The following is a 14,293-nucleotide window of genomic DNA, read 5'->3' as shown; positions in this document are numbered from 1 at the left end:
GCGTCAGCGCAGGTAGCTCGCGCCGTTGATGTCGATGACGTCCCCGCTCAGGTAGCTGGCCTCGTCGGTCAGCAGGAAGGCGACGACACCCGCACAGTCGGCCGGGGTCGCCATGCGGCCCAAGGGGATGCCCTTGAGGATCTCTGGGAGGCGTTCTTTCATCCCGTCGCGGGCCATGGCGGTGTCGACCCACCCGGGGGCAATGGCGAAGTGTTGGATGTTGTGTTGGGCATGCTCGACGGCGAGCGCCCGGGTCAGGTTGATGAGGGCGGCTTTGGAGGCGGAGTAGGGCGCGGCCCCGGCCTCGCCCCGGTGCCCCACCCGGCTGGCCACGTTGACGACCTTTCCGCCGCCTTGGGCCAAGAACGACCGGCACGCCTCGCGGGCGAGCCAGGCCGGGGCCTCAAAGTTCACCTTCATGCATCGCGACAGGGTGGCGGCGAACACCTCTTCGCTGGCATGGCAGAAGTCGAGGGTGACATAGACACCGGCGTTGTTCACGAGGGCGTGGACCGGGCCGTTGGCGACGACGCGGTCCCACAGGGCGCGGACTTGGTCGAGGTCGCCCAGGTCGGCTTGATAGGCCCCGGCCGAATGGTCGCCCAGCTCCTTGACCAACGATTCGGCGTCGCGCCGGTTGTGGCCGAAGTGGACGGCGACCTGCCACCCGTCGCGGGCCAGACGTTGGGCCACCGCCCGCCCGATCCCACGGCTGGAACCGGTCACCAGGACTCGTTTTTCAGACATGCTCAAAACCTGCTAGCCTCTACTACGTTAAGATAGACCAAAGGTGACGTGATGCTGGTTGATTATAGGATGTGGGTTGTCGCCGGCGCGGCGGTCGGCGCCGGATATTTGGCGGTGTCGAGGCCCAAGCAGGCCGAGCCGGTCCCGGAGCCCGTGCCCACCCCGCTTCCTGCCAAGGTGACGTTCGCCGAGCACGTCGCCCCGATCATCTACAAGAAGTGCGCGACCTGCCACCGGGCCGGAGAGGTCGCTCCATTTTCCCTGACCTCCTATGAGGACGTCCGGAAGCGTGCAGACATGGTCGCCTTGGTCACCGGCTCGCGCCAGATGCCGCCGTGGAAGACCCGGCCGACTGATGTCAGCTACCAAAACGACAACCACTTGAGCGAGCAAGAAGTCGCCCTCATCAAGAATTGGGCCGACGCGGGGGCACCGCTTGGCGACGCCAAGAAGGCCCCGACTCCCCCACCGCCCGCCAAGGACTGGGCGATGGGCACGCCCGACCTGGTGGTCGGCATGTCCAAACCGTTCAAGCTCGGCGCCGAAGGGGTCGACGAGTACTGGAACTTCGTGATCGACCCCCAGCTCAAGGAGACGGTCTATGTCAACGGCATCGACGTCAAACCGGGGAACAAGCGGGTCGTCCACCATGTGATCGCGTTCCTGGACAAGTCCGGGAGGAGCGAGCGCTTGGCACACGGGCCCAAGGCCCGTGACGGCGGCTACCTGACGACAGGCGGCGGCATCGGCGTCATGCCGAGCGGTTCCCTGGGGGGATGGGCACCGGGGGTCTCGGGAGGGCGCCTTCCGGAAGGGGCGGGCTATCGACTCGACCCGGGCACCAAGATCGTCCTGCAGGTCCATTACAACAAGTCGGGCAAGCCCGAAATCGACCAGACCAAACTCGGCCTGTACTTCCTGAAGCAGCCGGCGACCACGCCCGCACGGATCGCCTGGCTCGCCAACCCCTTCATCAACATCCCCGCCGGAGACAACGCGGTCCACTTCCGCCAGACCGTGCCGGTGCCCGTCGACGCGACGGTCTACAGCGTGATGCCGCACATGCACAAGCTGGGCAAGGCGATGAAGGCGACCGCCGTCTTTCCGGACGGCAGCAAGAAGGTGCTGGTCGATGTCGACGACTGGGACTTTAACTGGCAACTGGTCTACACGTTCCGGGAGCCGTTGCACCTGCCGAAAGGTTCAAAGGTCGTGATCGAGGCGACTTACGACAACTCAAGCGACAACCCCCACCAACCCAGCGACCCACCGCGTAACGTCCGTTGGGGCGAGGCGACGAACGACGAGATGATGCTCCTTGTCGTCTCCGCCAGTTTCAAAGGCCGGTGGGGGTTCATCGACTGAACGGTATTTTTGCCTGACATGACCTAGGCGGGAACCCGCCTGGGCGAAGGGGTGTTGAACCTGGCCGAGAGGTACACTCGACCAGTCCATGCTCTTTCGACGGGGCGACCCTCAGCGGGAGAAGTTCCAGAAACTGGCCGAGAGCGTCTACCCGTCGCTGTACGGCACGGCCTTACGGCTGACCCGCGACCGGGACGACGCGAGCGACCTTTCACAGGAGACGCTTGTCCGCGCCTACGAAGCCTTCGACCGGTTCGACGGCAAGAACTTCAAGGCATGGATGTTGCGGATCCTGACCAACCTGTACATCAACCGCTACAGGCGCAAGAGAAGGGAAGGGCCGACCAGTTCGCTGGACGACGAGGAAAACATCCTCGAACCGACGGCCCCCGCGGACCAAGCGCCAGACCGGCAGATGTTCGACCACATGTTGGGAGCAGAAGTGGAAAGTGCGCTGGCGGAAGTGCCCGAGGTCTTCCGGCTGGCGGTGATCCTGAGCGACATTGAAGACATGAGCTACGACGAGATCGCCGAGGTGACCCAAGTTCCGGTGGGGACTGTCCGTTCGCGGATCGCCCGCGGGCGCGCGGCGTTGCGGCAGAGGCTCGAAGCTTTCGCCCGGGAGCAAGGGTATCTCAAACCTGGTGTGACGGAATGAACGACTGGCAAGAGCAGATCCACGCCTATGCGGACGGCGAATGTGACTCCGCCGAGAAGGCGCAGGTAGAGCAGCGGGTGGCGGCCGAACCGGCCGCTGCGAACGAACTGCTGTGGGCGCAGGCCCTGCCCGACCTTGTCGCACGACGGTGCCACACCGAACCGTGCATGGAGACCTGGAAGAAGGCGGTCGCCCGCTTGGACGCCATCGACAAGGCGAGGCGTGCCGAAGGGGTCGTCGCCAAGTTCGGCTGGGCCTTCTGCGGTGTGTTCTTGGTCGCGATCGTCGCGGCGGGGATCACCAACCGCACCGTGGGCAGCCGTGTCCTCAACCGGACGCAGGCCGCCAGCCTGTTCGACACCTTGCGGCCTGTGACCCAGCCCGCGGCCGGCACACCCGACCGGCTTCGGTTCCAGATCCTTCAAGACTCCCCGGTTGTCACGATGCCGGCCAACATGTCCTACGTCGAAGGACGTGTCGGCGCGATCAACGGGAAGGAGGCCGAGTCGGTCCTCTTCCGCGACCGCGACGGATTTCTCGCCCTCAGCATGGTCAAGGGCATGGACCGGGTCGAAGGGCTGGAGCCCGCAACCTCTGGTGACAAGTATTCCGTCGGCCTGGTCAACGGCACGATGTGCGCAAGCTGGCGACAAAACGGCTACACCCTGATGCTCATGGGTGACCGGTCTGTCGACGAGTTGAAGGCTTTGGCCCATCGCTTGGTCCCTGATGACCAACCGCCGGCCCGACAATAATCTCACCTGTGCCACTGGTCGGCAGTCTCGGAAAAGTCAAGGTCGTCTACTTTGACCTCGACGACACTTTATGTGCCTATTGGGACGCGGCCAAGAAGGGGCTCCGATTGGCATTTTGCGAGCATCCCGAGCACGGCGCAAGCCTGGACCAGCTCCTCGACGCCTGGGCCGACGCCTTCACCGAGTTCGTGCAGACGATCGGGAAGACCCACTGGTACCAGAAGTACCTGGAAAGCGGCGACCTGACCCGCACGGAACTGATGCGGCGGACCCTTGAACGTGTCGGCGTATATGACGAGGGCTTGGCCCAGGCCCTGTCGGACACCTACTACGTCGAACGGCACGCGGCACTCGAACTCTTTCCTGAGTCTTTGGAAGTCCTCCACGCTTTGTACGGCCACTATCAACTGGGACTGATCACCAACGGGCCGTCCGACATCCAAAGGCAAGAGATCCAAACCCTCAACATTGGCCCGTACTTCAGTCACATCTTTATCGAGGGTGACATGGGATACGGCAAACCAGACCCGCGCATCTTTGCCATGGCGACAGACCGCACCGGGGCAAAGCATAGTGAGATCGTCTTTGTCGGCAACAGCTACAAACATGACGTTGTGCCGGCCCAGACGGCGGGATGGAAGACGGTGTGGGTCCGGCGACCGAGTGACGTCGCTCCCAGCAACAAAACGGGTCGGCCCGAGGAACTGCCGGAGGGCGCTGTCCCGCCCGACATGACCGTCACGGACTTGCGCGAGATTCTCGAGCCTTAAGCGACTGGTTCTCCACGAAACTCTTCGCGAAATCCTTTGGCCAACCACTGGAAGACCAGCCAAAGGCAGAGAGGGGTGAGGACCACCGAGCCGAGGCCCAGAGCGATGTTCACCATGCCGACCACCCAACCCTTGTCGTTCTTGGGCAGGGCCAGCACGGCGATGTCGCCCGCGCAAAAGAAGGCCCCCACCGCCATGCCGCCGGCCTCAATCACCGTGAAGACGTAGCCGGGCAGTTGGCTGTATATGTCCGGGCCGATCCACACGGGCCAGACTTCCGCGCGGTGCACTCTCATCCACAGGGCAAAGAGGAAGACGCCGAGGTTCAGGGCTGACGACAGGACGCAGTAAAGGACGTAGACGGCCCATACTCGGCGCACACGGCTGGACTGAGCCATCATCTTCAGGACGAACGCCAATGTCCAGCCGACACATCCCGTATGACAGTCTTGTCCTCGCCGCCGTCGTGGCCGAGGGTCAAGAGTGGGTTGGAGCCCGGATCCAAAAGGTCTGGCAGCCCGACCCGCTCGTCATCGTGCTGTCGCTCTACTACGGCGTCGAGCGTTGGCTGCTCGTCTCGGCGGAAGCGGAGACAGCCCGGGCGCACCTGGTCTCACGTCGACCGTCTCCGGCGGGCGACATCCCTGCCTTTGGCGCGACTCTGCGCAAGTCTCTCACTGACGGGCGTGTCGTTTTCGTCCGCCAGAGAGGGCTGGACAGGATCCTGGAGGTCGGGGTCTCCTCAGCCCAAGGGGACTATCAACTGGTCGCCGAACTGATGGGCAAGCACAGCAACATCATGCTTGTCGATTCGTCGCGGCGAGTGGTCGGTGCGGCCAAGTGGGTCGGGCGGTCTCAGAGCAGACGGCCTGTCCTGCCCGGACAGCCCTACGAGCCGCCGCCCTTTGACCCCAAGCCCCCGCTGACCCAGGCGACGGCCGGCGACGACCTGAAGCAGTACGAGGGATGGTCGCCCTTTCTTGGCAGGTTGCTCGACGCGGGGCTGCCCTTGGCGGATGTCCAGCGGGCCTTGGCGACCGGTCAGTTTGGTGCGTTTGTGGCACCCGGGCATGGCGCATACCCCTTCGATGTATCACGGTTGGGGTGGGATACTCTGTCCAAAGTCGGCATCAACCAAGCCCTCGACCAGGCGTACGGCGAGCGAGTGGGGCAGGACAAACTCGACCGGGCCAAGGCGGCCCTGTCCTCCCAACTGCGCCGTGTCCTCGCCCACCGGGCCCGAGCGGTGGAAGAGCTGTCCCGGGCGAGGGAGGCGGCGGCCCAGGCCGACCAGACCCAACGTCTGGGCGAACTGGTCTTGGCGTACCAAGGTGCGGTCAAGTCTGGCGACACAAAGTTGGAAGCATGGGACTATGACGGCACACCGGTCAGCGTCCCTCTTGACCCCACTAAGTCCCCGGTCGAGAACGCCCAGAGCTACTTCTCACGGGCCAAGAAAGCCAAGGCCCGGGCGGAGGAGGTCGACAGCCAACACGGTCGGATCGTGGCCGACCGCGACGCCATCCAGGCCTTATTAGTGGATGTCGAGGAGTGTCAAGACTTGGAAAGAGTCGACGAGCTCAGGCAGTTCGCCGACTCCCGACACTGGCTTCGCGTCGAGCAGCATGCCGGGCCAAAGGAGGAGCGACCGTATGCCGGCCACCCGGTCCGTGAGTTGGTCTCCCCCGCGGGGTGGCGCGTCCTCTACGGCACCAACGCGACGAGCAACGACTACCTGACCACGAAGGTCGCCCGGCCCAACGACCTGTGGTTCCATGTGCGGGGGGTGACGTCGGCCCACGTCGTCCTCCAGACGGAGAACAAGCCGGACCGGGTGCAGCGGGCCGACCTGATGTTCGCCGCCCAGGTGGCGGTGCGGAACAGCGTCAGCAAGCACTCCCACTATGTGGCGGTCGACTACACCCTAAAGAAGTATGTGCGCAAACCCCGCGGCTCGGCCGCGGGGTTTGCGACGTACGTGCAGGAAAAGACCTTGCACGTGGAGAAAGCCGACTAAGGATTACTCGGCGGCAAGCTTCTTGACGATAGCGTCGAAGCGGGCAGGGTCCTTGGCGGCGTCGAACGAGTCGGCGATTTCGCGCACGACCCCTTTCTTATCGACGAACACAAACACGGGGACGCCGGTCGCGCCTAGCGATTTGTGGAGGGCTTCACCGCCTGTCGTGAACGTATAAGTGTAGTTGTGGTCGGCCGCATACTTCTTGCCGTGGCTAGGGCCGGGCTTTTCTTCCATCACGTCGGCGCCCAGCACCACCACACCCTTCGATGCGTACTTCTTATGGAGGGCTTGGAACGTCGGCGAAGCCTTCCGACACGGCGCGCACCAAGTCGCCCAAAAGTCAAGCACCAAGACCTTGCCCTTGTAGGTCGAGTTGGTGACGGTCTTACCGTCCACGGTCTTCATGGTGAAGGCGGGGAGCTTCTTGCCCTTCCACGAAGCGACCTTGGCGTGTTGCACGGCATAGACGCCCGCCGCCATGGCGCAGAAGACGACGGAGCCGATAAATGCGTATTTCGTCATGGTTGTCCTATCCATTCAACGTATTCCCGCCCGCGGGATTCCGCCTCACTCCAATTTTAGCTTCAAAATGGGCATAATCTCCGCCGTGAAGCGCTGGTTGCCGTGGCTGGTCCTCCCGTTGGTGTGCGTGGTCCAGTTGGTGGTGACCCATCCGACCTCGGCGGCGATGCTGCGCGACTCGGACACTGCGGTGCTCCTCGCCAACCTCCGGGCCCGCCACGACCCCCTGAGTTGGTTTGGGGGAGACTGGCCCCTCGCCAACCATTTCTATCGGCCGGTCAGCACCCTGGCGTTTGAGTTTGACAACTGGGCCCATGGCGACGACGCGGGCGGCTATGGCCTCACCCAGTCGTTGATCGGGGCCGCCTGCGTCCTCTTGGTCTTTTGGCTTGTCCGCGAGCTCACCGACAAGCCCTGGGCGGCGGGTGTCAGTTCGCTTCTCTTTGGGGCATGGCATCTGAACTGGCCGGTCTCCGACTGGCTGAGCCTGGCGGCATTGGTGGGCGCGGTGGTGGTCTGGGTCGCGCCGTTCCGCCACGGCTGGAGGCGCGTCGGGCCGACACTCATGGGCTCGGCGGCCCTGTTCTTCCTTGCCGGTCACACTTGGCCGCCCGTCTCCTTCGCCAGCCGGACCGTGGCGTGGCTTCCGGGCCGGACTGCCACCGTCATGACAGTCTTTTGCCTTGTCGCGACGGCCGCCTATGCCCGGTTCGAGCGGCTCCGCGCCGCTCGACTGCCGTTGCCAGAGGCGACTGCCGAAGACGAGCCGGTCGCAAGCCGGACCACCTTCGTGGCCAAGGCCCGGGCCACCGACGGACTGTGGCTTGCGGTCGCCGTCTTGGCGACGGCCTTGGCCTTGGCCAGCTATGAGCAAGCCGTCATGCTGCCTGCCGCGATCTTCGGTGTCGCCGTGTTGGTCCGGTCACAGGGCCGGCGTCCGCATTGGTGGGCCCATGCCGTGTTCTGGGCTGTCTTGTTGGGCTACGTCGTCCTGCGCAAGAAGCTGGTGCCGAGCGACGTCAGCGGCTACCAGGCCCAACAGTTCCGCAACGGCCCAGGGGTCGCCATTTCGATCCTCGACTTCGCGTTTCCGGCCCACGGGGCCACGTCGCTGTTCCTTTCCCAACTTCAGGACGACTGGCTCATTTTCCTCACCGGGACACCCTTCGTCTATCTGTTCCAAACACACGGCAACGTCGGGCTGGTCGTCCGGTCGGCGATGTCACGGGAGAAGTGGACGTTGGCGTTCGCTTGGCTGTGCGCCCTGCTCACGTTCCTCCCGATGGCGTGGCTCAAGGAGTTCGCCCACTATTACTACTGGCCGTCGGTGTACTGGGCCTTGCTGGTCACCGGGTTGACCGTGCTGGGCGGGCAGATCGTCGTCAGCGCGCTCTCCCACCCAGCTGTCCAAGCGCCGCCACGACCGAGTCCCGCACCTGGTTCGCTTCCGCGTCTGTCAGGTTAGCGCCGGCCTTGCGGAGTTGCAGGGCAAAGCTGAGGCTGTGCTGGCCGGGTTCGATACCTTTGCCGGCGTAGACGTCGAAGAGCCAGTGCTTCTCTAGGAGGGGACCTCCCGCGTCCACGATGGCCCGGGCCATGTCCGCGTAGGGGACGGACTTGGCGAACAGCATGCTGATGTCCCTGCGCACGGCGGGGTTCCTGCTCAAGGACTTCAGGGGAAGGTCGACGGGCCTCAGGTCGTGCAAGAACGTGAGGTCGAACTCGCCGAGGACGGTCTCCGTCGGTAGGCCGGCCCTTTCCGCCACGTCGGGATGCACTTGGCCGACCATGCCCACCTGGCGACCCTCCACCGTGACGGCCGCGGACCGGGTCGGGTGAAGCCGGGGGTCTTCGCCCTTCTGTAGGGTGACGGGGGAGCCGATCGCGCGAAAGGCCGCTTCGACCACCCCTTTGAGCGTGTAGAAGTCGGCCACCGGCGAGTCGTCGCCTTGCCAATGGGGCCGGTCGGGTCGGCCGACCGCCAGCATGCCGAGGGCCACCGACTCGACGTCACCGTTGAAAACCCGGCCAGTCTCGAACAGCATGAGGTCGGCGTTGCCGTTTCGGGCCGAACTCTCTGCCAGCCCGGGAAGCAGGCTGTCGCGCAGGTGGGCGATCTCCGGCGAGTGAGGGTTGCGGACCAGCACGCGCCGCCCGCCCTTGTCGAGGGGATGCAGGTCGCGAAGGGTGTGGTTCACGACCTCGGTGAAGCCACATCGGACCATGCTCAGGGCCAACTTGTCGATGAAGAAGTCGGCGCCGTGGGTCCCACCCACCGAGGTCGTGCCTGCGGGCATGGCCTCGGGGATCTTTTCGTATCCATGGACACGACCGACCTCTTCGACCAAGTCGTCTTCGCGGGCGATGTCGACGCGCCACGTCGGGGCGGTCACGTCAAACTCTCGGTCAGACACCGGCGTCACTTCGAAGCCCAGTCGGTCGAGGTACCCCCTCACCGCCTCGGGCTCGACCTTCAGGCCCAGGATCATGTCGACCCGGTCGACGCGGAGACGGACCGGGCTGTTGGCGAGCGGCCGAGGGTAGACGTCGATGACGCCGGGGACGGGCCGTGGCCCCCCCGCCGCCTCCAAGAGCTCGGCAAAGCGGTTGAGAGCGGCGACGACGCCCTGGGGATCGACATGGCGCTCGAAGCGGAAGCTCGCCTCGGTGAAGAAGCCCAGTTGTTTGCGCGTCTTCCTCACCGACTGGTTGTTGAAGTTGGCCGACTCCAGCAGGCACCGGGTGGTGCCGGGCCCGCACTCGGTGTCGAGGCCCCCCATGACCCCGGCGACGCCGACGGGCCGGTCCGCGTCGCAGATCATCATCTGCCCGGGCTGAAGTTCGTGCTCCTTTTCATCCAGGGTGACCAGCTTCTCGCCGGCGCGGGCCTCCCGCACGACGATCTGGGAGCCGAGTTTGTCCAGGTCGTAGGCGTGGAGGGGCTGACCGGTCTCGAACATGACGTAGTTCGTCAGGTCGACGAGTAACGACACGGGGCGTTGCCCGATCTTGCGGAGACGGTCTTGGACCCATGCGGGTGAGGGCCCGTTGGTGACGCCTTCGAAGACCCGGCAGGCGAACCGGGTGCAGGCGGGCGTCTCAATCCGCACGTCGGCCAGGCCGTAGACGTCGCGGGCGGCCGTGTCGGTGGCGGGGAACCTCGCGACGGCCCGGTCATAGAGCTCCGTCGGGCGTGCGCCGGGGTCTTTGGCGAGGACTTCGCGGGCCATGCCAAGCACGCTGGCCCCGTCGCCGCGGTTGGACATGATGTTCACGTCCAGCACCGGCTCACCCTCTTCGACAGTGATTTCTTCCAGCTCAAAGCCGGTCATGGTCAGAAGGTCGCCAAGTTCCTCGGCACTGAGCGAGGTCTCGACCCAGTCCCGGATCATCGACTCGGTGAACTTCACAGGCCGACGTCTCCCGCGTCGACAAACTCCAACCGGTTGCCGAACGGGTCGGCGCAGTAGAACCTCCGCACCCCTGTCCACCGGTCGTCCCAGTGCGGGGTCATGCCGCGCGACTCGAACGTGGCGGCCAGCCCGTCCAAGTCACGGACGGCGAAGGCCGGGTGGGGCTTGGTCCACCGGTGAAAGTCGGGCTCGGACTGCAGGTGCAGTTGGCGGCCGTCGGGCATTTGGAACCAGGCCCCGCCCATAGACCGAAGGTGGAGCGGCTTCTCGACCCGGGTGAAGCCGAGGAGCTCGACGTAAAACGCCTCGGCGGCGGACTCTTGTCCGACGGGCATCGGCATGGCCAAGTGGTGGAGACCGGCGATCAGACTCATGGGAACTGCTCCAGGAAGCGGATGTCGTTGTCCATAAAGTTGCGGAGGTCGTCGACGCCGTGGGCCATCATGGGGATCCGCTCCACCCCGAGCCCGAAGGCGAACCCGGAGTACCGCTCCGGATCGATACCGTGTCGTTCGAGGATGTTGGGGTGGACCATCCCTGCGCCACCCAGTTCCACCCACCGGCCACCGAAGAGTTTGGGGGTCGAGACGGCGTAGTCGACGCCTGGTTCGACGAAGGGGAAGAAGTCAGGCCGGAACCGGACCTTGGCCTCGTCACCGAACATCGCCGACGCGAACGCACCCAGAGTGCCCTTGAGGTGCGCCATCGAGACCCCTTCGTCGACCATGAAGCAGTCCACTTGATGGAAGGTGTGGCCGTGGGTGCGGTCGACCGCCTCGTTACGGAAGGTGCGGGCGACGGTGAAGTATCGCAGGGGGGGCTTCACCGTTTCGTAGACGCGGCCCTGGAGGGCGGTGCCCTGTGTCCGGAGGATCAGGTCGTCGGTGATGTAGAACGTGTCTTGGGCGTCCATCGCCGGGTGGTCGGGCGGGTAGTTCAGTTCGTCGAAGTTGTACTTGAACTGCTCCAACTCCGGCCCTTCGGCGTAGACAAACCCCATCGAACCCAGGACGCGTTTGATCTTGCGGACGGTCTGGTTGAGGATGTGCTCTTGACCCATTCTTGGCGGCCGACCGGGGAGGGTGATGTCGATCGCCTCGTCTTGGAATTGGACGGCCCGTTCCGCCGCCTTGAGGGTGAGCGCCTTTTGATCGTGGAGGGCCTGGATCCTCGCCTTGGCCTCGTTGACCTGGGCTCCGAACCGGGGTCTCTCCTCGGGCGAGAGCGCCCCGATACCCTTCATCAGGCCGGTCAGCGAACCGCTCTTGCCCATGTAGGGAAGGAAAGCCGCGCCCAGTTCGGCCGTCGTCGTCGACCTGGCGATTCCTACCGCCACCTCACCTTCCAGCCTGGTCAGGGTCTCCGACAGCTCCTGGTACGACGTGTTCGCCATGCCGCCCATCAGTCCAGGACCGCGGCCAGGCTCCGCTCGAACCGGCGCAGGGCCTCCATCAGTTGGTCGTCGGTGATGACGAGGGGCGGGGTGAGCCGGTAAGTTCGCTGGCGGGTCTGCTTGGTCAGCAGGCCGTTGGCCAGCAACTGGTCGGTCAGGGCGGCGATGTCCACCGTCTCGTCGACTTCGACGCCGATCAGCAGGCCCCGGGCGCGGACCTCCTTGACCTGCTTGAACGGCATCGCGGTGAGGAAGTCGTGGGCGGTCTTGCCGAGCCGGGTCACCCGCTCACCAAACCCCGAGGTCTCCATCTCGGCCAGTGCGGCCAGGGCGACGACCGAGCCCAACGGGTTGCCCCCGAAGGTGCTGCCGTGGTCACCCGGTTTGAAGACCTCCATGACCTCCTTGGTGCCGACTGCGGCGGAGACGGGTAGGACGCCGCCCCCCAGGGCCTTGCCCACCGCCATGATGTCTGGCTTGGCGTCCTCGTACATCCAACTGAACTTCTTGCCGGTTCGGTAGAGGCCGCACTGGATCTCGTCCCAACAAAGGAGGACGTTATTGGCGGTGCAGAGGCGACGGACTTCGGCCAGGTAGCCGTCGGGTGGGATGAGGATGCCTCCCTCGGCCTGGATCGGCTCTCCCAGGACGGCGGCGGTGTTCGGGGTGATCGCCGCCTTCAGGGCGTCGATGTCTCCAAAGGGGACGACCTTGAACCCTGGGGTGAACGGCCCGAAGTGGCGCTTGTAGCCCTCCTCGGTGCTGAACCCGACGATGGTCGTCGTGCGGCCGTGGAAGTTGTCCTGAAACACGATGATCTCGGCCTGGTCGTCGGGGACACCCTTGACGGTGTAGGCCCACTTACGGATCAGCTTGATGCACGTCTCGATCGCCTCGGCGCCGCTGTTCATCGGGCAGACCATGTCGAGTTCGCAGAACTCAGCGACGGCGTGAAGGAACAGGGCGACCTCACTGGTGTAGTAGGCGCGGGAGGTCATCGTCACGAGTTCAAGCTGCTCGCGGATGGCCCGGACCACGGTGGGGGAGAGGTGGCCGTGGCTGACGGCCGAATACGCGCCCAGGCAGTCGATGTACTCCTTGCCGTCGCTGTCCCAGAGGATGGCGCCGTCACCACGGGCGATGTTGACGGGGAGGGGTTTGTAGTTGTGGGTGCCGTTTTGGTTGGTGAGGGCGACCGATTCCTCGGCGGTCAGGGCCGCGACGGCAGCGTGGACGCCGCGCTCCTTGATCGCTTGCCACAACGAAACGCCCGTTGACGCTGCCATAAGGTCATTTTGACCTATCGCCGTCCGATGCACCACCCCATCGGGCCGAAGGCACTCCGACGGGGCTTCCTGGGGCCATGTGATTTTTGCGGGGAGATGTGGAACACCTGTCTCAAGGGACACTAAGGATGTCGGAAGAAGCAGCGGACCAGCCGAAGAAGAAAGGCAAATTGCCGGTGATCTTGGTAGCGGTGGTCGTCCTGGCGGGCGGCGGCTACTTTATGATGGGCGGCAAGAAGAAGCCGACGGCCCCCCCGGCGGTGATGCTCGGGGAGACCAAGATGGACCTCGGTGAGTTCACCGCGCAACTGACCGACGGACACACGTACCTCAAGGTGCAGGTCGTCGTCCAACTGAAGAAGGACTTCAAGGTCGAGGGTGAGGGCGAGGGACACGGCGGCGGGAAGGGGGGCGACCCGGTCATGCGGAACGCCGTCCAGATGGTCTTGGCCGAGACGAAGCCGGAAGACATCGCCACCGCCGACGGCATCGCGACCCTCAAGGAGAAGATCGCGTGGAAGCTGAACCACGAGATTGAACTGCAGGAGAAGGCGGAGAAGATCGCCAAGGGCGAGGCAGTACCCGAGGAAAAGTCCAAGAAGAAAAAGAAGAAGGGGGAGGAGGAAGCCGCCCCGGAGGAAGAGAAGTTCGAGCGGACACCCCTCGACGAACGCGAACATCCCGAATGGCAGTCCGACGAGGGGCCGGTCTTGATGGTGTTTTTCCCGAGTTTTCTACCCGCGAAATACTGACCGTCAGACTCTAGGCAAACCGACAGGCAGAGGCGTCGCATGAAAGCGGCGCTTCTTGCTTTTTGTGGGGCCAGTTAGTTGTCAGGGGTCTCGTCGCCCAGGAGGTGGCGCACGGTGTACATCTGGCCCGTGTGGTAGGAGATGTGGAACAGGGAATAGGACAGGAACCCGCGGACGGTCGTGTCGGCGGGCCATCCGGGGACCGGGTCGTCAAGGCCGACGCCCGAGGCGGCCAGGGATTCCATCGACTCCTTATGGACGCGGACCAACTCGGCGTGGACTTGTGCCGCGGTCATCGTCTCCAAGCCTGCCGGAAGGGGACCGGCGACGGTGGTCGTGTAGTAGCGGAAGTGGGGACGGACGAGGGGGCTTTCGATCCGGCTGGTCGCGGCCTGCGATTCCCACGTCTGCCCCTCTGAGCCACCGGCGTAGCGCACCGCTTCCCAATAGGCGATGTGCCCGGCCAACTCGCCGACGGAGAGGATAGACGGGTCAGGGCGTCTCCACACTTTGTCGTCGGCCAGCCCTCTGAAAGCTTCGCCTACCTCAAAGTAGTACTCGTCGAACATCGCCAGATAAGGGGCTAGACCGGCCAGGTCGGACATGGCGCAA

General features: G+C 64.6%; 15 protein-coding genes. 7 read left to right on the top strand and 8 right to left on the bottom strand.

Annotated features, from left to right (window positions below; genetic code table 11):
- Nucleotides 1-3 precede the first annotated feature (3 nt).
- Nucleotides 4-747, bottom strand: coding sequence for an SDR family oxidoreductase (locus tag KF857_01380; protein ID MBX3110634.1), 744 nt, complete (start codon nt 745-747; stop codon nt 4-6).
- 51 nt (nt 748-798) lie between these two features.
- Here KF857_01380 and KF857_01375 point away from each other — a divergent pair, with 51 nt between their 5' ends.
- The 4 genes from KF857_01375 (at nt 799) to KF857_01360 (ending at nt 4,295) form a co-directional block, all read left to right on the top strand.
- Complete coding sequence (locus tag KF857_01375) at nt 799-2,112, top strand: hypothetical protein (protein MBX3110633.1); 1,314 nt, start codon at nt 799-801, stop codon at nt 2,110-2,112.
- Between the two features lie 88 nt (nt 2,113-2,200).
- On the top strand, nt 2,201-2,770 hold the full coding sequence (locus KF857_01370; protein MBX3110632.1) for a sigma-70 family RNA polymerase sigma factor: 570 nt from the start codon (nt 2,201-2,203) through the stop codon (nt 2,768-2,770).
- Nucleotides 2,767-3,525 (top strand): hypothetical protein, encoded by a 759-nt coding sequence (locus KF857_01365; GenBank protein ID MBX3110631.1) that lies wholly within the window; start codon nt 2,767-2,769, stop codon nt 3,523-3,525. The genes KF857_01370 and KF857_01365 overlap by 4 nt, the downstream gene beginning before the upstream one ends.
- An 8-nt stretch (nt 3,526-3,533) precedes the next feature.
- Complete coding sequence (locus tag KF857_01360; GenBank protein MBX3110630.1) at nt 3,534-4,295, top strand: HAD family hydrolase; 762 nt, start codon at nt 3,534-3,536, stop codon at nt 4,293-4,295.
- Here KF857_01360 and KF857_01355 read toward each other — a convergent pair.
- Nucleotides 4,292-4,714 (bottom strand): hypothetical protein, encoded by a 423-nt coding sequence (locus KF857_01355; protein ID MBX3110629.1) that lies wholly within the window; start codon nt 4,712-4,714, stop codon nt 4,292-4,294. The genes KF857_01360 and KF857_01355 overlap by 4 nt on opposite strands.
- On the opposite strand from KF857_01355, the gene KF857_01350 reads away from it, so the two are divergent.
- Entirely contained in the window at nt 4,714-6,312 is a 1,599-nt protein-coding gene (locus KF857_01350; protein MBX3110628.1) for an NFACT family protein, read from the top strand. The genes KF857_01355 and KF857_01350 overlap by 1 nt on opposite strands.
- 3 nt (nt 6,313-6,315) lie before the next feature.
- Here the strand turns inward: KF857_01350 and KF857_01345 are convergent, their stop codons facing one another.
- Nucleotides 6,316-6,837, bottom strand: a complete 522-nt coding sequence (locus tag KF857_01345) for a TlpA family protein disulfide reductase (GenBank protein ID MBX3110627.1) — start codon at nt 6,835-6,837, stop codon at nt 6,316-6,318.
- 85 nt (nt 6,838-6,922) lie between these two features.
- Here KF857_01345 and KF857_01340 point away from each other — a divergent pair, with 85 nt between their 5' ends.
- Nucleotides 6,923-8,302 carry a hypothetical protein gene (locus tag KF857_01340; protein MBX3110626.1) on the top strand — a complete coding sequence of 460 codons (1,380 nt, stop codon included), beginning with the start codon at nt 6,923-6,925 and terminating at the stop codon, nt 8,300-8,302.
- Here KF857_01340 and pheT read toward each other — a convergent pair.
- Genes pheT through rocD form a run of 4 tightly spaced genes read right to left on the bottom strand, consistent with a single transcriptional unit; the run spans nt 8,220 to nt 12,929 of the window.
- Nucleotides 8,220-10,247, bottom strand: a complete 2,028-nt coding sequence (gene pheT / locus KF857_01335; GenBank protein MBX3110625.1) for a phenylalanine--tRNA ligase subunit beta — start codon at nt 10,245-10,247, stop codon at nt 8,220-8,222. The two genes, KF857_01340 and pheT, sit on opposite strands and share 83 nt — an antisense overlap.
- Entirely contained in the window at nt 10,244-10,624 is a 381-nt protein-coding gene (locus KF857_01330) for a VOC family protein (GenBank protein MBX3110624.1), read from the bottom strand. Before KF857_01330 ends, pheT begins: the two co-directional genes overlap by 4 nt.
- Nucleotides 10,621-11,643 (bottom strand): phenylalanine--tRNA ligase subunit alpha, encoded by a 1,023-nt coding sequence (gene pheS / locus KF857_01325; GenBank protein ID MBX3110623.1) that lies wholly within the window; start codon nt 11,641-11,643, stop codon nt 10,621-10,623. Before pheS ends, KF857_01330 begins: the two co-directional genes overlap by 4 nt.
- Before the next feature lie 8 nt (nt 11,644-11,651).
- On the bottom strand, nt 11,652-12,929 hold the full coding sequence (gene rocD / locus KF857_01320; protein ID MBX3110622.1) for an ornithine--oxo-acid transaminase: 1,278 nt from the start codon (nt 12,927-12,929) through the stop codon (nt 11,652-11,654).
- Between the two features lie 128 nt (nt 12,930-13,057).
- Here rocD and KF857_01315 point away from each other — a divergent pair, with 128 nt between their 5' ends.
- A complete protein-coding gene (locus KF857_01315; GenBank protein ID MBX3110621.1) occupies nt 13,058-13,681 on the top strand; it encodes a flagellar basal body-associated FliL family protein in 624 nt (207 codons plus the stop codon).
- Between the two features lie 74 nt (nt 13,682-13,755).
- Here KF857_01315 and KF857_01310 read toward each other — a convergent pair whose 3' ends face one another.
- The gene (locus KF857_01310; GenBank protein ID MBX3110620.1) at nt 13,756-14,286 is read right to left on the bottom strand and encodes a DinB family protein; all 531 of its coding nucleotides are present in this window, start codon (nt 14,284-14,286) and stop codon (nt 13,756-13,758) included.
- Nucleotides 14,287-14,293 lie beyond the last annotated feature (7 nt).

It is taken from the genome of Fimbriimonadaceae bacterium, assembly GCA_019638795.1.
Taxonomy (GTDB): Bacteria; Armatimonadota; Fimbriimonadia; order Fimbriimonadales; family Fimbriimonadaceae; genus JAHBTB01.
This window is presented reverse-complemented; position numbering and strand designations above follow the sequence as displayed.

Coding starts and splice junctions, on each gene's coding strand:
- KF857_01315 (MBX3110621.1), top strand. CDS start 13,058: ATGTCGGAAGAAGCAGCGGACCAGCCGAAGAAGAAAGGCAAATTGCCG.
- KF857_01380 (MBX3110634.1), bottom strand. CDS start 747: ATGTCTGAAAAACGAGTCCTGGTGACCGGTTCCAGCCGTGGGATCGGG.
- KF857_01310 (MBX3110620.1), bottom strand. CDS start 14,286: ATGTCCGACCTGGCCGGTCTAGCCCCTTATCTGGCGATGTTCGACGAG.
- KF857_01330 (MBX3110624.1), bottom strand. CDS start 10,624: ATGAGTCTGATCGCCGGTCTCCACCACTTGGCCATGCCGATGCCCGTC.
- KF857_01370 (MBX3110632.1), top strand. CDS start 2,201: ATGCTCTTTCGACGGGGCGACCCTCAGCGGGAGAAGTTCCAGAAACTG.
- rocD (MBX3110622.1), bottom strand. CDS start 12,929: ATGGCAGCGTCAACGGGCGTTTCGTTGTGGCAAGCGATCAAGGAGCGC.
- KF857_01345 (MBX3110627.1), bottom strand. CDS start 6,837: ATGACGAAATACGCATTTATCGGCTCCGTCGTCTTCTGCGCCATGGCG.
- KF857_01365 (MBX3110631.1), top strand. CDS start 2,767: ATGAACGACTGGCAAGAGCAGATCCACGCCTATGCGGACGGCGAATGT.
- KF857_01375 (MBX3110633.1), top strand. CDS start 799: ATGCTGGTTGATTATAGGATGTGGGTTGTCGCCGGCGCGGCGGTCGGC.
- KF857_01350 (MBX3110628.1), top strand. CDS start 4,714: ATGTCCAGCCGACACATCCCGTATGACAGTCTTGTCCTCGCCGCCGTC.
- pheS (MBX3110623.1), bottom strand. CDS start 11,643: ATGGCGAACACGTCGTACCAGGAGCTGTCGGAGACCCTGACCAGGCTG.